At 74.5% G+C, this 18,574-nt stretch carries 17 protein-coding genes and 1 pseudogene; 5 read left to right on the forward strand and 13 right to left on the reverse strand.

Going from position 1 to position 18,574, the window contains the following annotated elements:
• Positions 1-1,404: a class II 3-deoxy-7-phosphoheptulonate synthase gene (locus JWP64_RS11885; RefSeq protein WP_297495837.1), complete on the reverse strand. Its 1,404-nt coding sequence runs from the start codon at positions 1,402-1,404 to the stop codon at positions 1-3.
• A gap of 203 nt (positions 1,405-1,607) precedes the next feature.
• The gene (locus JWP64_RS11890) at positions 1,608-2,096 is read right to left on the reverse strand and encodes a polyadenylate-specific 3'-exoribonuclease AS (protein ID WP_297495839.1); all 489 of its coding nucleotides are present in this window, start codon (positions 2,094-2,096) and stop codon (positions 1,608-1,610) included.
• A 390-nt stretch (positions 2,097-2,486) separates the two neighbouring features.
• On the opposite strand from JWP64_RS11890, the pseudogene JWP64_RS31480 reads away from it, so the two are divergent.
• Positions 2,487-3,197: pseudogene (locus JWP64_RS31480) on the forward strand (hypothetical protein); the annotation flags it as partial.
• A 330-nt stretch (positions 3,198-3,527) separates the two neighbouring features.
• On the opposite strand, the gene JWP64_RS11905 reads toward JWP64_RS31480, so the two are convergent.
• Positions 3,528-4,265: a lysophospholipid acyltransferase family protein gene (locus tag JWP64_RS11905; RefSeq protein WP_297495843.1), complete on the reverse strand. Its 738-nt coding sequence runs from the start codon at positions 4,263-4,265 to the stop codon at positions 3,528-3,530.
• 256 nt (positions 4,266-4,521) lie between these two features.
• Here JWP64_RS11905 and JWP64_RS11910 point away from each other — a divergent pair, with 256 nt between their 5' ends.
• Positions 4,522-5,151: a hypothetical protein gene (locus tag JWP64_RS11910; RefSeq protein WP_297495845.1), complete on the forward strand. Its 630-nt coding sequence runs from the start codon at positions 4,522-4,524 to the stop codon at positions 5,149-5,151.
• An 11-nt stretch (positions 5,152-5,162) separates the two neighbouring features.
• On the opposite strand, the gene JWP64_RS11915 is transcribed toward JWP64_RS11910, so the two are convergent.
• Genes JWP64_RS11915 through JWP64_RS11940 form a run of 6 tightly spaced genes read right to left on the reverse strand, consistent with a single transcriptional unit; the run spans position 5,163 to position 9,543 of the window.
• On the reverse strand, positions 5,163-6,134 hold the full coding sequence (locus JWP64_RS11915) for an ROK family glucokinase (RefSeq protein ID WP_297495993.1): 972 nt from the start codon (positions 6,132-6,134) through the stop codon (positions 5,163-5,165).
• 28 nt (positions 6,135-6,162) lie between these two features.
• Positions 6,163-6,507: a hypothetical protein gene (locus JWP64_RS11920; RefSeq protein ID WP_297495847.1), complete on the reverse strand. Its 345-nt coding sequence runs from the start codon at positions 6,505-6,507 to the stop codon at positions 6,163-6,165.
• Entirely contained in the window at positions 6,504-7,760 is a 1,257-nt protein-coding gene (locus JWP64_RS11925) for an ArsA family ATPase (protein WP_297495849.1), read from the reverse strand. The genes JWP64_RS11920 and JWP64_RS11925 overlap by 4 nt, the downstream gene beginning before the upstream one ends.
• Before the next feature lie 56 nt (positions 7,761-7,816).
• Entirely contained in the window at positions 7,817-8,257 is a 441-nt protein-coding gene (locus JWP64_RS11930; protein ID WP_297495851.1) for an SRPBCC family protein, read from the reverse strand.
• Positions 8,258-8,311: 54 nt separating this feature from the next.
• Complete coding sequence (locus JWP64_RS11935; RefSeq protein WP_297495852.1) at positions 8,312-9,100, reverse strand: metallophosphoesterase; 789 nt, start codon at positions 9,098-9,100, stop codon at positions 8,312-8,314.
• A gap of 26 nt (positions 9,101-9,126) precedes the next feature.
• Positions 9,127-9,543, reverse strand: a complete 417-nt coding sequence (locus JWP64_RS11940; RefSeq protein ID WP_297495854.1) for a polyketide cyclase / dehydrase and lipid transport — start codon at positions 9,541-9,543, stop codon at positions 9,127-9,129.
• A 167-nt stretch (positions 9,544-9,710) separates the two neighbouring features.
• On the opposite strand from JWP64_RS11940, the gene JWP64_RS11945 reads away from it, so the two are divergent.
• On the forward strand, positions 9,711-11,552 hold the full coding sequence (locus tag JWP64_RS11945; protein WP_297495856.1) for a long-chain fatty acid--CoA ligase: 1,842 nt from the start codon (positions 9,711-9,713) through the stop codon (positions 11,550-11,552).
• A 63-nt stretch (positions 11,553-11,615) separates the two neighbouring features.
• Here the strand turns inward: JWP64_RS11945 and JWP64_RS11950 are convergent, their stop codons facing one another.
• From JWP64_RS11950 to JWP64_RS11965, 4 genes are all read right to left on the reverse strand, one after another.
• A complete protein-coding gene (locus JWP64_RS11950) occupies positions 11,616-12,758 on the reverse strand; it encodes a glycosyltransferase family 4 protein (RefSeq protein WP_297495858.1) in 1,143 nt (380 codons plus the stop codon).
• A 127-nt stretch (positions 12,759-12,885) separates the two neighbouring features.
• The gene (locus JWP64_RS11955; RefSeq protein ID WP_297495860.1) at positions 12,886-13,884 is read right to left on the reverse strand and encodes an NlpC/P60 family protein; all 999 of its coding nucleotides are present in this window, start codon (positions 13,882-13,884) and stop codon (positions 12,886-12,888) included.
• 454 nt (positions 13,885-14,338) lie between these two features.
• Positions 14,339-14,608 carry a hypothetical protein gene (locus JWP64_RS11960; protein WP_297495862.1) on the reverse strand — a complete coding sequence of 90 codons (270 nt, stop codon included), beginning with the start codon at positions 14,606-14,608 and terminating at the stop codon, positions 14,339-14,341.
• A gap of 125 nt (positions 14,609-14,733) precedes the next feature.
• Entirely contained in the window at positions 14,734-16,113 is a 1,380-nt protein-coding gene (locus tag JWP64_RS11965; protein ID WP_297495863.1) for an NYN domain-containing protein, read from the reverse strand.
• Between the two features lie 73 nt (positions 16,114-16,186).
• Here JWP64_RS11965 and JWP64_RS11970 point away from each other — a divergent pair, with 73 nt between their 5' ends.
• On the forward strand, positions 16,187-16,684 hold the full coding sequence (locus JWP64_RS11970) for a hypothetical protein (RefSeq protein WP_297495865.1): 498 nt from the start codon (positions 16,187-16,189) through the stop codon (positions 16,682-16,684).
• A 46-nt stretch (positions 16,685-16,730) separates the two neighbouring features.
• Positions 16,731-18,566, forward strand: coding sequence for a DEDD exonuclease domain-containing protein (locus JWP64_RS11975; protein ID WP_297495866.1), 1,836 nt, complete (start codon positions 16,731-16,733; stop codon positions 18,564-18,566).
• The last annotated feature ends 8 nt before the right edge of the window (positions 18,567-18,574 follow it).

Here is an 18,574-nt window from a genome sequence, read left to right on the forward strand (position 1 = left end):
TCAGCCGCGCAGCATCTCCGCCACGAGGAACGCCAGCTCCAGGCTCTGCTGGGTGTTGAGCCGCGGGTCGCAGGCCGTCTCGTAGCGGCCCGCGAGGTCGGCGTCCGAGATCTCCTGCGCGCCGCCCAGGCACTCCGTGACGTCCTCGCCCGTGACCTCGACGTGGATGCCGCCCGGGTGCGTGCCCAGGCCGTGGTGGACCTCGAAGAAGCCCTGCACCTCGTCGACGATGCGGTCGAAGTGGCGGGTCTTGTAACCCGTCGTCGATTCGTGGGTGTTGCCGTGCATCGGGTCGCACTGCCAGATGACCTTGTGCCCGGACGCCGTGACCTTCTCGACGATCGACGGCAGCGTGTCCCGGATCTTGCCGTTGCCCATCCGGCTGATCAGCGTCAGCCGGCCCGGCTCGTTGCGCGGGTCCAGGCGCTCGACGTACTCGACGGCCTGCTCGGGCGTGGTCGTCGGGCCGATCTTGAGCCCGATCGGGTTGGAGAGCAGCTCCGCGAACGCGATGTGCGCGCCGTCGAGCTGGCGGGTGCGCTCCCCGATCCACAGGAAGTGCGACGAGAGGTCGTACAGCTTCGGCGGGGTGTCGGAGGTGCGGTCCCGGTCCAGGTCCAGGCGCAGCAGGGCCCGCTCGTAGTCCAGCAGCAGGGCCTCGTGCGAGGCGTAGAACTCGACGCTGCGCAGGTTGCTGTCCACCACGCCGCAGGCGTCCATGAAGCGGACGGCCCGGTCGATCTCCGCGGCGACGGCCTCGTACCGCTCCCCCGCCGCCGACGTGCGGACGAAGTCCTTGTTCCAGTCGTGGACCCTCGTCAGGTCCGCCATGCCGGTGGCGGTCAGGCCGCGCACCAGGTTCATCGCGGCGCTCGCGTTGGCGTAGGCACGGACCATGCGCGACGGGTCCGGGATGCGCTGCTTCGGGTCTGCGGCGAGGGCGTTGACGATGTCGCCGCGGTAGGACGGGAGCCCCAGCGCGTCGACGGGCGAGCTGCGCGGCTTGGCGTACTGCCCGGCGATCCGGCCGACCTTCACCACCGGCATCGACGCGCCGTAGGTCAGCACGACGGCCATCTGCAGCAGGGTGCGGATGGTGGCGCGGATGTGCGGCTCGGTGTTGTCGACGAAGGTCTCCGCGCAGTCCCCGCCCTGAAGCAGGAACGCCCGACCCTCGGCGACGTCGGCGAGCCGCTCCTTGAGCCGGTCGACCTCCGGCGGGAGGACGACGGGCGGGACGCTCTCGAGCACGGCACGCACGTGCGCGACCTGCTCGGCGTCCGGCCACTCGGGTTGCTGGGCTGCGGGGCGGGCGAGGGCGTCGTCCAACCGGGTGCGCATGTCCGCGGGAAGCGGCGGCAGCTCGGGAAGGACGTCCACCGGGGCGTCAACGGACCAGTTCACGAGGCCCAAGGGTATGCGGTCCGGCAACGGCGCGGTCCCTCGGCCGTTCGAGAGCCTGATTCACCCCGACTCGGCCGGTCCGAGAGCGCGACTCGCGGGGCCCCAGAGCGCGACTCACGGAAGGGTGCGCCGACGACGCCCGCGAGTCGGGGTGTGGGCACGCGCGAGTCGGGGTCTGCGGACGCGCGAGTCGGGGTGTGCGGCTACGGGGTGGGGACGCTGGACTCGATCGTCTGCCAGCGGCGGAGGTTGAGGCGGGCGTCGGCGAGGGCGTCGTGGGCGTCCGACGACGGGGGCGGGAGCGTGGGCTTGCCCGCCTCCTCCCAGCGCTGGCGCAGCTCCCGGGTGAAGCGGGGCAGCGCGCGGGGCAGGGCGGGCATCGCTCCCCAGAGCTGACACAGCGCGACGTGGTCGTAGGCGGCGATCCACGCCCACAGCTCGACCTCGCCGGGGGCGGAGGTGAGGAAGCGCAGCAGGTCCCGCTTGATCGCGTCCCGGGAACGCCAGGCCGGATCGGCGGGCGACGGCAGCTTGGGCAGCACGTTGGCGCGCACCCATGCCCCGGCCCGCCCGGGGTCGAACTCCGTGGAGACCGCGTAGAACTCGCGGCCGTCCTCGCCGACGACACCGATCGACACCAGGTCGATCGTCGTACCGTCCTCGATGAACTCGGTGTCGTAGAAGAAGCGCATGCCAACCCTTTCCGACCGGCCCGGATGCTACGACGAGCTGCGGCCGGACGGCGCACCGGGCGCGCCCATGAGTGACGCAGTCGAGCCGATCGTGGGTGATCAGCAATCCCGGGGAGCTCCGGCGCGCCCTTCGCGGCCGCGCTGGTGCAGGGCGAACGCGCAGCCCTACCCGGAGGAGGCGTCACGTTCTCGCGGCCGCGGACGACTCCTTCCACGACCCGCGCCCCGCTCCCCGAAAGGCCGCCTTGCGCAGATCCCTCCGTGCCGGTGCGGTCGTGCTCGTGGGCGTGCTGGCCCTGGTCCTGGCGGCGTGCTCCCCGGCCCCGGCCGCCACCCCGACCACGACGACGGTCACCGTGCGGCTGTGGGACGACCAGATCGCCCAGGCCTATGCCGCGTCCTTCGCCGAGTCTCCCGGCGGAACCCGGACGTCACCGTCGCCCTGGACGTCGTGCCGTACGCGGACTACTTCGCGGCCCTGCCGGACACGCTCGCCGCCGGCACCGCGGACGACGTGTCCTGGCTGAACTCCTCCTACTTCGGCGAGCTCGCGGACCGCGGTGCCCTGATGAACATCGATCGGCGCGGCCGGCGTCGATCCGACTACGTTGGCCTGGGATCCCGGGACCGGCGAAGGACACGCTGCTACCGGCCGCGCGCCGGCTCACCGCTTACACCTCGGGCCGCACGGCCGACATACCGGGCTTCGACCCCGAGGCCGTCACACATCACGGCTTCAACGCCGGGCGGGATCTGCAGGCCGTCTACTTCGACTTCGTCGGCTCCAACGGCGGCCGCTTCCAGAACCCGGACGGCACGTTCGCCTTCGCCGAGCCCCGGTCCGTCGAGGCGTTCCAGTACCCCTCGAACATGATCAACCGGGACCGGGTGGCCCCGCCCGCCGCCGAGACCGACGACAACCCGGACTTCAGCCGCGACCGGTTCATCGCGGGCCGGCTGGGCCCGTTCCAGTCCGGCACCTACAACCTGAAGAACGTGGCGGACGGCGCCGGGTTCGAGTGGGGCATCGCGCCGATGGTGGCCGGGCCCGCGGGCCGGGTCAGCGTGGTGAACAGCGTGATCGCCGCCGGCAACGCCCGCACTGCGCACCCCGAAGCGGTGGCCCGGGTCCTCGCGTGGCTGGGTTCGACGGACGGTGCGGCCCCGATCGGGACGAGCGGCGCGGCGTCGCCCGCGGTGACCGACGCCCAGCAGGGCTTCTTCGACCACTGGCAGGGCCGCGGCGTCGACACGCGCTGGTTCGGCCAGGCCGGCGGTCCCGCGACGGTCGAGGCCCGACGGGCCCGCGGTTCGGCGCCGGGGCGAAGGCGTTCCAGCCCGTGCTCAGCGAGGTCTTCGCCGGCCGGACGCCCGTCGGTCCGGGCCTGCAGGCCGCTCAGGACGCCGCCGACGCGGCGATCCGGTAGGGGCTCAGCTCGCCTTGGTGTCCGGGAGTCGCGCCGCCTGCTCCGCCTTCGCGGCCTGCTCCGCCTTCGCGGCCTTCTCCTTCACCGAGGCGGCGTAGAGGTCGACGTAGGTCTGCCCGGACAGCTCCATCAGCGAGTACATGATCTCGTCCGTCATCGACCGCTCGATGAACCGGTCCCCCGCCATGCCCTCGTAGCGGCTGAAGTCCAGCGGCTCGCCGATCTTGACGTGCACGTGGTGCGGCCGCCACATCCGGGAGCCGATCGGGTTGACCTCGTCGGTCCCGATCATCGCCACCGGGATCACCGGGACGCCGGCCTCCAGAGCCATCCGGGCCACGCCCGTCTTGCCCTTGTAGAGCCGCCCATCCGGCGAGCGCGTGCCCTCCGGGTAGATCCCGAGCAGCTTGCCCTCCTTCAGCAGCCGGATCGCGGTGTCCATCGCGGCCTGCGCCGCGGACCCCCCGGACCGGTCCACCGGGACCTGCCCGATGCCGGTGAAGAAGATCTTCTTGAGCCGGCCGAGGATCCCGGGCTCGGTGAAGTACTCCCGCTTCGCCAGGAACGTGATCCGCCGCGGCACCTGCAACGGCAGGAAGAACGAGTCCGCGACGGCGAGATGGTTGCTGGCGAAGATCGCCCCACCCTGCGCGGGGACGTGCTCGAGCCCCTCGATGGTGGGGCGGCAGTAGAGCCGGAGGAGCGGGCCCAGCAGCACGAACTTGGACCACCAGTACAGCACAGTCCGCTGCCTCCTCACCGCGTGAACAGCAAGCGTACGGACGCCGCGCCCGAAGGGACAACGGGGGCGTTCGACGGCGTGCCTTCGGCCGTCCGGCGCTGGCTCGGCCCGATTCGTGAGCAAGGTCTGCCGTGGTGTGGGCCGACGTGTCAGGATGAAAGGACGCCGTCGCCGACGGCAGTTCCCCGGGAGGATCCATGCGCCTCGACGTGGCCGCGGCAGCGCTGCCGGTTACCGGACGAGTGGGGGCTGCCGGATGAGCGCCGACGAGGAACGTCGCCCCGGCGCCGGCGAGCCAGGACTCCCCGAGGACGCGTTCGACCGGATCGTCGAGCAGTGGGTGGCCGAGGGCACGGTCCCGGACTGGCCCGCCGACGCCGCCCCGGAGGACCGGGACGCCGACGACCACGAGCTCGAGCACGAGGCCCCCGAGGACGAGCCCGAGAGCCGTTGGCAGCCCGACCGGTCGCTGGTCGAGTGGTCCACCGAGGAGCTCTTCCGCGAGGAGGAGCGCCGGCGGAACCGGCCCGAACCGGAGACCCCCGCGCCGCTGCCGCCGGTGACGCACGAGTTCGTCGTCCCGGAGCCGCCACCCCGGGCCCGCGCACCGCTGCCCGCCGAGGAGGACGACCACTTCGTCCCGCCCGAGCCGCCGCCGCTGCCCCCGATGGGCCCGCCGATCGTGATCGGGCTGGTGCTGATCGTCCTGGGTCTGCTGCTGATCGTCCGGCCGACGTGGATCGGGCTCAGCTCGATCTACGGGCTGCCGCTGGGTCTGCTGTCCCTCGCCGCCGGCCTGAGCTGGCTGGTGCTGCGGCTCTGGAACGGCGGCCGGTCCGAGGAGACCGCGGACGGCGACGGCCCGGACGACGGGGCCGTCCTCTAGTCGGACGCGCCCTAACGACGCGTCGTCCGCACCGCCGCCACCTGCTCCCGGGCCAGCTCCGCCGCCCCGACCACCGCGGCGGCGTCCCCGAGCTGCGCGGTCCGGATCCGCGCGAGCGGCCGGTTCCCGGCGCCGGTGACGATCGACGCGTAGTGCTCGCGGGCCTCGTCGAGGAACAGCGGTGACGACGCGGACACCCCGCCCCCGATCACGACCAGCTCCGGGTCGAACACGTCCGCGACCAGGGCCAGGCCCTCGCCTAACCAGCGGCCCATGTCGGCCACCGCGCGCCGGGCGAGCTTGTCCCCCTCGCGCGCCGCGGACGCGACCCGCTGCCCCGTGACCCGGCCGGGATCGAGCGCGGCGTCCCGGGCCAGCACCGAGTTCGTGGCGGCGTTGGTCCCGCTCGCCAGCATCTCCATCGCGGTCGTGGCCAGCGCGGTCCCGCTGCAGTAGCGCTCCCAGCAGCCGCGCTTGCCGCACGCGCAGGGCCGTCCGTCCGGCACCAGCCGGAGGTGACCCAGCTCGGGGGCGACGCCGTGGGCGCCGCGGTAGAGCTTGCCGTCGAGGAGCAGGGCGCCGCCGATCCCGGTGCCCAGCGCCACGAAGACGACGACCCGGCCACCGGCGGCCGCGCCGTAGCGGCGCTCGGCCAGGGCGGCGGCGTTGGCGTCGTGCTCGACGACGACCGGCGTCGCCACCCGCGCGGCGATCCGCTCGGCGACGGGCGCGTCCCGCCACGAGAGGTGCGGCGCGTACCGCACGAGCCCCCGGTCCGCGTCGATGAAGCCGGCCAGCGCGAGCCCGACGGCCGCGACGGGATGCCGGCCTGCCAGCTCGCCGATGCAGCCGACGATGGCGTCCTCGAGGGCGTCGTCGCTGTGCGGGGTGGGCGCGCGGCTGGTGTCCAGCACCTCCCCGGTGGCGTCGACGAGCCCCGCCCGCACGCTCGTCCCCCCGACATCGACCCCCACGGTCAGCACCTCACACCCGGCTTCCGGCACCCGGCGATCATGCACGGGTCACCGGGATCCGCTGCACGGTGCGTCCCGGGGGCCGCGGCGGCGCGGGCTGCTCCTCCTGCTCCAGCACCGAGCGCAGCACCGTGAGCAGCCCGGACGCGTGCTCGGCCAGCCGGACGGCGAGTTCCGGCCGCTCGCCCCGCAGGGCCGCGAGCACGACGCACACCGGGCAGGTCGCGCAGCTCGCGGCCGTTCCGCCCGTCGCGCCGTCGTCCCGCAGCTTCTCGACGACGGGCTGGAGCCGGTCCAGCACGGTCAGCGCCAGCTCGCGCAGCTCGTCGCCGAGGTCACCGGAACCGAACCCGTGACCCGGGCAGCTCTCGTCCGAGGTCATCGCATCCACACCGCGGGGTCGGGCGCGAACACGACGACCAGGTCCGTCGCGTGGCCCTCGCCCTCCAGCCGTGCGGCGGTGACCGCGCAGCGGCGCAGCACCGACGGCAGGCTCACCAGCCGTCGGGTCACCCCGACCGAGACCACGAGCTCGTCGCCCACCCGGGAGAGGTCGAGCGGACCGTCCGCGGCCCCGGGCAGGCGCAGGACCAGCTCGAACTCGGAGTCCCTGGACGTGCCCTCCCCCGCGATCCGGCGCACGGTCAGCGCGGGCGGAGCGTCCCGTCCGGGGCGGGCGACGGGGTCGACGCCCGGCGGGTACAGCGCCGCGGCCAGCTCCAGCAGCGCCGGGACGCCGGTCGGCTCGGTCGCCGCGTAGGCCACCGTCTCGACGGGCACCGTCCCCGCGCACTCGGCGCGCACCTCGGCGAGGACGGCCTGCTGCTCGGCGTGCCGCTCGCGCAGCCAGCGCGCCGTCGGGCCGCGCAGGGACGGCGGTGGCGCAGGCATGACCCGGTTGGCGACCAGGCCGTCCACGCGCAGGTCGTGCAGGGCGAGCGCGGTCAGCGTGCGGCGGGTCTCGGCCGCGACCACCCGCTCGGGCGTCGTCACGAGCCGGATGCTCGTCCGGTCGCGGTCCGCGAGCAGGGCCCGCAGCCCCGTGAGCTGCGCGGCGAGCTGGTCCAGGGCATCGATCGTGCGGTCCCAGCCGGCGGCGGCCGGGCTGCCGGGCCGACCCCCGGCGAGCCCGGCGAGCATCCCGCGGACGGCGCGGCGGTGGGCGGGGAAGAGCCGTTCGAGGTACCCGGCGAGCGCCTCGGGCAGGCCGAGCAGGCGCAGGGTCTCGGCCGTGGGGCCGCAGTCCACGACCACGACGTCCCAGAGCCCGGTCTCGGCGAGCCGGCGGATCTCGGCCAGCGCCAGAAGGTCCTCGACGCCGGGCAGCACGGTCAGCTCGTCCGCCATCAGCTCGTCGACGCCGGCGCCGGCGAGCATCGTCCGCAGGTGGCCCTGCAGATCGGTCCACGCGCCGTCGACCAGGGCCCGGGTGTCGACGTGGGCGGCGAACAGGCCGCCCTCGAGCTCGTCGGGCTCACCGTCCAGGTCCGCGCCCAGCGCGTCCCCGAGGGAGTGCGCCGGATCCGTGGAGACCACCAGGGACTTGCGGCCGGCGCGCGCGAGATGGGCAGCCGTGGCCGCGGCCAGGGTCGTCTTGCCGACGCCCCCCTTGCCGGTGAACAGCACCACGCGCACCGGCGGAGCGTAGCCGTCGGAGCCGTGCGGACGGTGCAAGGACCCGCTGGCCGGGATCAGCCGCGTTCGACCCGGCGCTTGAGCCCCTTGAGCGCGGTGTCGATGATCACCTTCTCCGCCTTGCGGCGGAGCATGCCGATCATCGGGATGTTGAGGTCGACGGCGAGGCTGTAGGTCACGGTCGTCGGGCCGGCGGCACCCGCGGACTCGAGGGTGTACGAGCCGGTCTGCGCCTTCTGGATCTGGCCCTTGACCAGGACCCAGCTCACGGAGCGGTCGTCGGCTGCCCAGTCGTAGTCCAGGGTGTAGCTGTCCTTGATCGGGCCGGCGTCCATGGAGAACCTCACGCGCTCGGCCCGGCCCTTGCCGGGCTCGACGACCTCGACGGTCTTCACCTGGTCCGCCCATTCCGGGTAGGCCTCGAAGTCCGCGATCACCGCCATCACCGCCTCCGGGGCGGCGTCGATGGTGATCGAGGAGGTCGTCGCGTCGGCCATGGGCGGGAGGTTACCGTCCGATGACGTGATCACCAGCATGGATCCACGCGGGGGTCAGAGCTCCAGCACGTAGGGCCGCTCGGTCCGGCGGAAATGACCGACGTTGACGCACTCGGTCCGCCCGAGGCGCACCCGCCGGGCCAGCGGCTGGTGCACGTGCCCGAAGAACGCCTTCCGCGGCCGGTCCCGGGCGATGACGTCCAGCAACGCGTCTGCCGCGAACTCCTGCCGGCGGGACACGACGTCGTAGGCGAGGTCCGGGACGGACGGCGGCGCGTGGCTGCAGAGCAGGTCGATCTCGGTGAGCCCGGCGACGGCGTCCGCGTAGTCCTCGGCGGCCAGCAGGTGCGGGCGCCACGGCCCGCCGCTGCGGGGTGCGACCCCGGGCGGCAGCGGGACTCCCCCGACGAACCCGACACGCAGCCCGCCGATCTCCACGACCTTGCCGTCCGGCAGGTGCACGCCGGGACGGGCGTAGTCCGGCCAGAGCTCCGGGAGGTCGACGTTGCCGGGGATCGCCCACGTGGGGTCCGGCATGACCGCGAACAGCGCGGCGTACTGCTCCCGCACGGCGTCGGTGACGACGACGGCCGGGTTCTCGAACCGCCCCCAGGCCTGCTTTGCGAACGCGATCAGCTCACCCGGGCCGCCCGAGGCGCGCAGCCGGCCGAACTCGGTGCTGACGTCCGGGCCGAGGACCCGGCCGAGGATGCCGCGGGTGGGGTCGCGGTAGTCCACGAAGTCCACGAGGTCGCCGAGCACGATCATCGCGTCGCAGCCCTCGGCCGCCCTGGCCAGGGCGTCGGCGTTGCCGTGCACGTCGGACACCACATGCACGCGCATGGCCCGCACGCTACCGGGCGATCACGTCACGTTCGCGCGGCCTCGGTCACACGCGGTGGCGGTTCGCCGGGGCCGCGGCCCGCCTCGAGCCGGTCCTTCAGGCCGAACGCGATCCGCTTGGCCGCGCGTTGCCGGCGCCGGGCCTCGGCGGCGGCGCGGCGCACGGGCCAGGCGGTGGGCAGGCCGTCGTCGCCCGCGGGGTCCGCGCGGAGGAAGTAGTGCAGCACCGTGCCGTCCAGGACCGGCTCCAGCCAGACCTCCATGCTCCCGACGAGCGCGCCCGCGATCGTCCAGCGCATGCCCTGCGGGCCCCGGTCCGTGGTCGCCTCGAGCCGCAGGTCCGGCCACAGCGCGGGCCAGCGGGCGGGGTCGGCGAACTCCGGGGCGAGGATCTCCCGCGGCACGGCGAGGAATGTCTCGTCCACCACGTCGACGGTCGGCACAGGGCCACTGTGCCACGCCCGGTACCGTGCGCCGACCAGCGGTTGCTCCGATCATCCTCCCCGCGGACCGGACCAAACGGACGTGAGACAGGCGGCACCCGGACGCGCTATCTTGACTCGTCAGTAACTTCTTACGACCTGCCCATGTCGGCCAGGAGGTCTCCACCGTGCGTGAGTTCAGCGTGCCCGCCACCGACGTCGTCGGCGCGGACGACACCCTCGTCGACGCCGTCTACGCGGCCGCGTCGGGCCACCCGGACGCGATGGCGTTCCGCCGCCGGGGCGTCGACGGCTCGTGGGGCGAGGTGACGGCCGGCGAGTTCGCCGCGCAGGTCACCGCGGTCGCCCGCGGGCTCGTCAAGGCCGGCGTCGGCCCCGGGGACCGGGTCGCCCTGCTGTCCCGGACGCGCTACGAGTGGACGCTGATCGACTACGCGATCCTCGCGGCCGGCGCGGTGACCGTGCCGATCTACGAGACCTCGTCCGCCGAACAGGTCAGCTGGATCCTGTCGAACTCCGGTGCCGTCGCGATCGTCGTCGAGAACGAGGGGCACGCCGCGCTCGTCGCCCAGGTCCGGGACGACCTCGCGGACCTGCGGCTGGTCTGGCAGATCGAGCCCGCGGCGGCCTCCCCCGGAACCCCGGGCGCCGTCGAGCAGATCACCGCGCTGGGCACGGACACCCCCGACGACGAGGTGCACGCCCGCCGCCGCGCGGTGAAGGCGGACGACCTCGCCACGCTGATCTACACCTCGGGCACCACCGGGCGGCCCAAGGGCTGCGAGCTCACCCACCGCAACCTCCTCAGCGAGATCTCGGCCACCACCGCGGTGCTCGGCCAGCTGATGACGCGCGGCGGCTCGACGCTGCTGTTCCTGCCGCTGGCGCACGTGTTCGGCAAGGTCATCCAGTGTGGGTCGCTGGCGAACGGCGTGGTGATCGGGCACACCCCGGACACCTCGACGCTGCTGCCGGACCTGCAGGAGTTCCGCCCGACCTTCCTGCTCGCGGTGCCGCGGGTGTTCGAGAAGGTCTACAACGGAGCGCGGCAGAAGGCGCACGACGGTGGCAAGGGCAAGATCTTCGACGCGGCCACCGACGTGGCGATCGCGTGGAGCCGCGCCCAGGACACCGGCGGCCCGTCGTTCGCCCTGAAGGCCAAGCACGCGCTGTTCGACAAGCTCGTCTACGGCAAGCTGCGGGAGGCCGTCGGCGGCCGGGTCGTGGCCGCGGTGTCCGGCAGCGCGCCGCTGGGCGAGCGCCTCGGCCACTACTTCCGCGGCATCGGCCTGCCGATCCTCGAGGGCTACGGCCTCACCGAGACCACCGCCGGCATCACCGTGAACGCGATCGGCGCCCAGCGGGTCGGCTCCGTCGGCCGGCCGGTCCCCGGGCACTCGGTCCGGATCGCGGACGACGGCGAGATCATGCTCCGCGGCGACATCGTCTTCTCCCGGTACTGGAAGAACCCGGACGCCACCGCGGAGGCCATCACCGACGGCTGGTTCCACAGCGGGGACATCGGCGAGCTCGACGACGCCGGCTACCTCAGCATCACCGGCCGGAAGAAGGAGATCCTGGTGACCGCGGGCGGTAAGAACGTCGCCCCCGCGGTGCTGGAGGACCGGCTGCGCGCGCACCCGCTGGTGGGGCAGTGCATGGTCGTCGGGGACGGGCAGCCGTTCATCGGCGCGCTCGTGACGATCGACCCGGACGCCCTGCCGACCTGGCGGGAGCGCCACGGCAAGCCCGCCACCGGGGACCCGAGCTCGGCGGCGGACCTCGTCGACGACCCGGAGCTGCGCGGGGAGATCGCGGCCGCGGTCGAGGACGCCAACCAGGCCGTCTCGCGGGCGGAGCGGATCCGCAAGTTCCGGATCCTGCCGCACGACTTCACCGAGGCGGGCGGGGAGATGACGCCGACGCTGAAGGTCAAGCGGAACGTCGTCGCGAAGATGTACTCGGACGACATCGCGAAGATCTACGACGGCAGCAAGCAACACGCCTGAGTCGGGAGGTCAGCACCCCGCCGCTTGAGCGGCTCGAGCGTCAACCTGCGCCGCTCGAGCCACTCAAGCGTCGGCCGGGTGCCCCGTGAGCAGGCCCTGCAGGCGCTCCACCTGGGCCTTCCAGGTCCAGTCCTGCTGCATCCACGCCCGTCCCGCGGCGCCCATCTCGCGCGCCCGGGCGGGCTCGCTCAGCAACCCCGCCAGCGCGTCGACGAGGGCGGCGCCGTCCCGGCCCCCCACGACGTGCCCCGTCCGACCCTCACGCACGGTCTCCGGCGCCCCGCCCGAGTCCCCCGCGACCACCGGCACCCCGCACGCGGACGCCTCGAGGAGCACGATCCCCAGCCCCTCGACGTCCAGTCCCCCGCCGCGGGTACGGCACGGCAGGGCGAACACGTCCCCGACGGCCTGGTGCGCCGCCAGCTCGTCCGCCGGGACCGGCCCGGTGAAGACGACGTGGTCGGCCATCCCACGGTCGGCCGCGAGCCGGTGCAGGTGCCGGCGGTACGGCCCGTCGCCGACGATCAGCAGCCGCGCACCGGGCACCCGCCGGCGCAGCGCCGGCAGCGCCTCGATCAGCGAGTCCTGTCCCTTGCGCGCCACCAGCCGGGACAGGCACGTCACGACGGGGGCGTCCGCCAGCCCGTAGCGCCGCCGCAGCGACGCGCGGGCCGCCGGGTCGGGCCGGAAGACGTCCGTGTCGATGCCGGACGGCACGTGCTCCAGCGGCGCCTGCGGGCCGAACGCGGCGGCGAACCGGCCCCGGGTGTACAGCGAGATCACGGTGAGGGCGTCCGCGTCATCCCCGATGCGACGCAGCGCCTGCCGCGCGCCGGGGAGCATGGACCACCCGACCTCGTGCCCGTGCGTGCTCGCGACGACGCGGCGGATCCCGGCGTGGCGGCGCAGCCACGGGCCGAGCAGGGCGAGCGGGGCCGCCGCTCCGAACCAGACGGTCGACGCCCCGTGCCGGCGGGCGAGCGCGGCGGCGCGCCGGGCCACGTCGGGGGTCGGGAGCATCAGCGAGGTGGGGTGCCGGTGCACGGGGTAACCGAGCTCCGCGTCGAACTCCTCCGCACCCTCCCACGCCGGGGCGTAGACGGCGAGCGCGCCCGGCGGCAACCGGTCCGCCAGGGCCCGCAGGTAGTTCTGGATCCCGCCGCGCCGGGGCGGGAAGTCGTTCGTCACCAGGAGCGTGCGGGCCACCGGCCGACGGTAACGGGGCCCCGCACACGAGCGAGCGGCGGCCGGTGCCCTGCCCGCGCGGGGCGGGGAGCACGCCGACCGCCGCTCGGCCCTGGGGAGCGGACGAGGTCCGATACTGCGGGTGGTGCTAGAGCCGCCGGGCGCCGCTGAAGGCGTCCGCGGAGACCTTCTGGTACTTCACGACGTCACCGCTCTGCGGCGCGTTGATCATCTTTCCACCGCCCGCGTAGATGCCGACATGGCTGACCGGCGAGTAGTAGAAGACCAGGTCACCGGGCTGCATGTCGCTCCAGGAGACGGACCTGCCGACGGTGGCCTGCGAGCTGCTCGAGCGCGGCAGGGTGACCCCGGCCTGCTCGAACGCCCACGAGGTGAGCCCGGAGCAGTCGAAGGAGTTCGGGCCGCTCGCACCCCAGACGTACGGCTTGCCGAGCTTGGTGGCCGCCGCACGCAGGGCCTCGACGCCGGAGCCGGTGCCGACGATGTCGAGGGGGCCGTCCTCGCCCGGACCGTTGTACTCGTCCCGTTCCTCGGGGCTGAGCCGGCCGAGGAGCTTCTCGACGTCGTCGATCCGCTTGTCCGCGTCCGCCTTGCGGGCCGCGATGTCGTCCGCGGCCTTGTGGGCGTCGTCCGCGGCCGACTGGGCGCGAGCGGTGGCGTCGTCCGCGTCCGCCCTGGTGCGGTCCGCCTGCCGGACCTTCTCCAGCAGGTCGTCGAGCTGCGTCGCGTGCTCCGCGGACAGCGACTCGAGCGCGGACATCTGGTCCAGGTAGTCCTGGGGCGAGCCGCTGGCGAGGAACGCGTTGAACTGGTCCAGCTTGCCGTTCTCGACGAAGGTCAGCGCCAGCCCGTCGATCTGGGTCCGGAAGCCCTCCTCGTCCGCGCGTGCCTGGTCCGCGGCGGCCCGCGCAGGGTCCACCGCCGCGCGGAGCCGGTCCGCCTCGGCCTGTTTCGCGGTGAAGTCGTCCGTGGCCGCGTGCCACTGCTCGGTCAGCGCCTCGGCCTCGTGCTGGGCCTGCTGCAGCTGCTCGCGGGCGTCCGCGGGCGTCGGCTGCGCGGGCTGGGCCGCCGCGGGCACCGCACCGAGTGCGACGGTCAGGGCCCCGACGACCAGCAGTGGGAGCATCCGCAGGGTGAAGCGTCGTCCCGGGCCTCCGGGCCGCCACCGCCGCGACCCGCCGTCCGTTCCACCGCCTGCACCGTCGTCTTCTGTACGAGCACTGGACTGCCGGATCGTGATCCGAGGCGCCACCACGCGGACGTGACTCCCTCCTCGCGCCCGCCCACGCAGGCACGGCGCGACGGCGCACCGTGCCGGGGAGCACGGGCGGCCGGAGGACCGACACGCTTCGGGGGCGCGCCTGTGGCCTCGGGCCCGGGGCACATCGCGTCCGGGGTCCGCGGGGAGCGGTGACCCTGCGTCGCCGCTCCGGACGAGCGGCTGTCGTTCCACAAGGTCTCGCGGAGATTACGAGGAGACGGTGACGGCGTCCACAACAGGGTTCGATCACGCGACGAACGGTCCGACACACCGAAGAGTCGCCGAGTGTGACCGATATCGGTCGGATAACGAGGAATCGTCACACAGCGTCCCGGCGCGGGCCGGGGTGCGCCCCACCTTCCGTCACGTTGAGCGAGCGAGTGGACACGAGCCGCAACCGCGGGACCAGTCCTTGATCGGCCAGCACGGCCAGGGCTTGCTGTTCCGGTGCGTCGAGCTGTACCGGTGACGCGCCGGACGGCAGGGGCTCCCCTTCGGCGCGCACCTCGGGCATGCCCAGCAGCACCCCGATCACGCAGTCCCCACAGGCGTTGCCCCGGACCGCGCAGCTGTCACAGTCGACGATCATTTCCGCTCCCTCGACGACGGGTTCTTCCCTGTCGCCGCGGACGCTAGGGACACCCACCGACAATTTCCGGATCGCCGGCCGCGGAATCCCTGGAAAACGCCGCCGACCAGCCGCGGAAAGGCGGATCAGCCGCGCAGACGGGCGAGCAGCACCGACGAGGGCAGCGCGTGCGCCCCGCTGCGCCGCACCGAGGCCACCACGGCCCGGTCCGACGTCGCGACCAGCACCGGACGCCCCTCGGGCTCGGCAGCGACCAGGGCGCGGATCACGTCGTCCGCGATCACCCCGGGGTCGCTGAACAGCACCCGGACCCCGCGGGTGCCGCGGGTGGGCGCGGAGACGACGGCGGCGCCGTCGAACACCACCGTGACCTCGACGCCGGTACGCGCGGCGAGCGCGCCGAGCTGCCCGACGAGCCGGGTGCGCTGGTCCGCCAGCGGCAGCTCCGGATAGCCCGTCTTGCTGACGTTGTACCCGTCGACCACGAGGTGGGCGGCCGGCATCGCCAGCAGCGCGTCGAGCGCCGCCAGGTTGTCCACCGGGGCCCCGCTGCGCACCGCGCCGGCGCCGCGCACCAGGTCCGCGGGCCGTGGCCCCCCGCCGCCGAGGGAGAGCTCCCGGCGCAGGCCCGACAGCGCGCCGCCGAGGGTGTCCAGCAGCAGGCCGAGGCGCACCTCGTCCCCCTGCCGGGCCTCCTTGGCCGCCTGCCGGGCCGCGGCCACCTCGGCCTGGGCCCGGGTGGCGCGGCGGTGCTCGTGCTCGGCGCGCTCCCGCTCGCGGTCCCGCTCGGCGACGATCTCCGCCAACCGCTCGTCCGCGCCGCTGCGCAGCAGGGCGACGGTGCGTTCCAGCTGGCTGCGGGCCTCGGCGGCGGACCGCAGGGCACTGCCCTGCTCGGAGACCTTGCGGCGCAGCTTCTGGTACTCGGCCTCGCGGTCGGCGAGCGTGGTGCGCGTCTGTTCCCGGGCTTCCGCCAGCTCGGCGCGCATCCGCTCGAGCTCCACGGTCAGCTTGTCCACCCGGGACAGCGCCTCGTCCCGTTCCGCCCGCAGCTCGGTGGTCTCCCCACGGCGGGCGACGGCGGCGACCGCGGCGCCGGCACCGGGCGCGCCGGTGAGCACGGCCGCGGCCGCGGCCGTCAGCGGCTCGTCCGGCCCGGCGGCCAGCTCGCCCGGCCGGTGCTCGTCCCACCAGGCGACGACGGCGGACCGGAACGCCGAGGAGTCCCGCAGCTCCGCGACGAGCACGGCGCCACCGAGGCGGCCCCGCTTGGCCGGGGTGAACCTGGAGAAGCGGCGCAGGCCGGCCGGGACGTCCGTCGCGGGCATCCCCCCGAGCGCGGCCGAGGCCACCTCGGCGAGGCGGGCGCGCACGGGGTCCGGCAGCACGTCCCAGTCCGGAGCGACCTCCGGCGCCGCGCCCCGGTCGGGCGTACACGGCGCGCCGGACGCGGGCCCCGCCAAGGCGGGATCCGCGTCCGGGGAACCGGACGCCTCGGGGTACATCCGTCAAGGCTAGCCCGACTTCGCAGACCAGCCACGACGTAGCACCGCAGACGCCCGCAACGACCGTGTCCCGGTGCCGCCGGACCACCGGCCGTGGTGGGATCGGGACATGATCCGCGCCGAGCGCACCACGCTGTGGGGCCGTGACCACCTGATCACCGCGGACGGCCGCGAGGTCACCACGTTCAGCGCCTCCTGGTGGACCTCCGGGGGCCGGTTCGCGCTCGACGGCCGCGAGTACGAGGTCCGCACGAACCTGCGGGGCCGCCGCTACGGGATGACCGAGGCCGGCTCGGACGTCCCGGTGGCGACGGCGGACGGGGTCGGCCGCCGGCACTGGACGGTCGAGGCCGGCGGACGGGCGCACGAGTTCCGGCGCACGTCGCTCTGGAGCTCCGACCAGGCCCTGGTCCTCGACGGCCGCGAGGTCGGCTCGGTCCACCGGGCGAGCGCCTGGCGGGGCGGCGCGGTCGCGGACCTGCCCGGCCTCGACGTCGCGGTGCAGGTCTTCGTGGTCGCCGTCGTCCTCACGATGTGGGCCCGGGCGAGCGCGGCGGCCGCCTCCGGTTGAGCGCCGAGCGAAGAACTGTCGGCCCCCTCCCCTAGCGTCCGCCGGCGTGACGGCATCCGCTCCCCAGCTCCCGTCGGAAACACGGCTCCCGTCGGAGACCCAGCTGTCGTTCGACGAGCTCGGCACTCCCCTGCGCGAGGTCACCTTCGTCGTGCTGGACCTCGAGACCACCGGCGGCAGCGCCGAGCGCGACTCCATCACCGAGATCGGCGCGGTGAAGGTGCGCGGCGGCGAGCGGATCGGCGAGATCGGCACGCTCGTGGACCCGGGGGTCGGCATCCCGCCGAACATCGTGGCGCTCACCGGGATCACCAGCGCGATGGTCGCCCGGGCACCGCGGCTGCCCGCCGTGCTGCCGAGCGTGCTCGAGTTCCTGTCCGGCTCGGTGCTGGTGGCCCACAACGCGCCGTTCGACGCCGGTTTCCTCCGCTCCGCGTGCGAGCGGCACGGCCAGCACTGGCCCCGCCCGCCGGTCCTGTGCACCGCACGTCTCGCCCGGGCGGTCCTGTCCCGGGCCGAGGCACCGAGCGTCCGGCTCGGCGCGCTCGCCCAGCTGTTCGCCACCCGCACCACTCCGGACCACCGGGCCCTGCACGACGCGCGCGCCACCGTCGAGGTGCTGCACCACCTGCTCGAGCGCATCGGCAACCTCGGCGTGCAGAGCTTGGAGGAGCTGCTCGCGCTTGCCCGGACGTCGTCCCCGCACCGGCCCACGCAGCGCCAGCGCCAGCAGCGGCACCTCGCCGAGCGGGTCCCGTCCGCTCCGGGCGTCTACCTCTTCCGCGGCCCGCGGGACGAGGTGCTCTACGTCGGCACCAGCGGTGACCTGCGCCGGCGGGTGCGCAGCTACTTCACCGCGGGCGAGCGGCGCAGCCGGATCCGGGACATGGTGGCCCTCGCCGAACGGGTGGACTCCGTGGTGTGCGCGCACGCGCTGGAGGCCGGCGTCCGGGAGCTGCGGCTGCTCGCCGCGCACAAGCCGAAGTACAACCGGCGCTCCCGGAACCCGGACCGGGCCTGGTGGGTCGTGCCGACGGCGGAGGCCTTCCCCCGGCTGTCCGTGGTGACGAGTGCCCGCGACGACGCCCTGGGCCCCTTCCGCTCGCACCGCTCGGCCGTCGAGGCCCTCGAGACGCTGCTGGAGGCCGTGCCGCTGCGCCGCTGCACCCAGCGGATTCCCCTCCGGAACCCGTCGGCCACCCCGTGCCTGCTACACGAGCTGGGCCGGTGTGCGGCCCCGTGCGCGGGCCTGCAGTCCGCGGACGAGTACGCCCCGGCCGTCGCGGCGCTGCGGGACCTCGTCGACGGCCGGGAGGACGCCGCGCTTCGCGCGCTGGCCGGGAGCGTGGAGGAGCTGGCCGCGAAGGAGCACTACGAGCGGGCCGCGGAGCGCCGGGACCGGCTCGCCGCCCTGATCGAGGCCCTGGAGCGCCGGCAGAGCCTCGCCGCCCTCGCCGCGCAGCCCGAGCTGGTCGGCGCCCGGCCGGACGGCCGCGGGGGCTGGGAGCTGGCGGTGATCCGCTACGGGCGGCTCGCGGCCGCGGACGTCGCGCGCCGCGGCGTCGCCCCGATGCCCGTGGTCGGGGCGCTGCGGACCGGGGCGCAGACGATCCTCCCCGCGGACGGCCCGCTGCGCGGGGCCCCGGCCGAGGAGACCCGGCTGCTCTACCGCTGGCTGACCAGCGGCGGGACCCGGCTCGTGCACTGCGACCCGCCGTGGGGCGAACCCGCGCGCGGCGCCGCGGGCTGGGGGTCGTGGGCCCGACGGGCACGGGAGGGCACGGACGCCGGCCGGACCGCGGTGGCCGAGGTGTCGCCGTCGGAACGCCCGGTACCGCGCGCCGAGCCCGTGCCGTCCACGACGAGACGGTGGCTGCACTAACGTCCACC

The organism is Pseudonocardia sp., from assembly GCF_025465255.1.
GTDB lineage: Bacteria > Actinomycetota > Actinomycetes > Mycobacteriales > Pseudonocardiaceae > Pseudonocardia.

Excerpts from the sequence above, each read along its gene's own strand:
- JWP64_RS11910 (WP_297495845.1), top strand. The coding sequence starts at position 4,522 with ATGAGCGCCGACGAGGAACGTCGCCCCGGCGCCGGCGAGCCAGGACTC.
- JWP64_RS11965 (WP_297495863.1), bottom strand. The coding sequence starts at position 16,113 with ATGTACCCCGAGGCGTCCGGTTCCCCGGACGCGGATCCCGCCTTGGCG.
- JWP64_RS11960 (WP_297495862.1), bottom strand. The coding sequence starts at position 14,608 with ATGATCGTCGACTGTGACAGCTGCGCGGTCCGGGGCAACGCCTGTGGG.
- JWP64_RS11930 (WP_297495851.1), bottom strand. The coding sequence starts at position 8,257 with ATGGCCGACGCGACGACCTCCTCGATCACCATCGACGCCGCCCCGGAG.
- JWP64_RS11920 (WP_297495847.1), bottom strand. The coding sequence starts at position 6,507 with ATGACCTCGGACGAGAGCTGCCCGGGTCACGGGTTCGGTTCCGGTGAC.
- JWP64_RS11935 (WP_297495852.1), bottom strand. The coding sequence starts at position 9,100 with ATGCGCGTGCATGTGGTGTCCGACGTGCACGGCAACGCCGACGCCCTG.
- JWP64_RS11955 (WP_297495860.1), bottom strand. The coding sequence starts at position 13,884 with ATGCTCCCACTGCTGGTCGTCGGGGCCCTGACCGTCGCACTCGGTGCG.
- JWP64_RS11890 (WP_297495839.1), bottom strand. The coding sequence starts at position 2,096 with ATGCGCTTCTTCTACGACACCGAGTTCATCGAGGACGGTACGACGATC.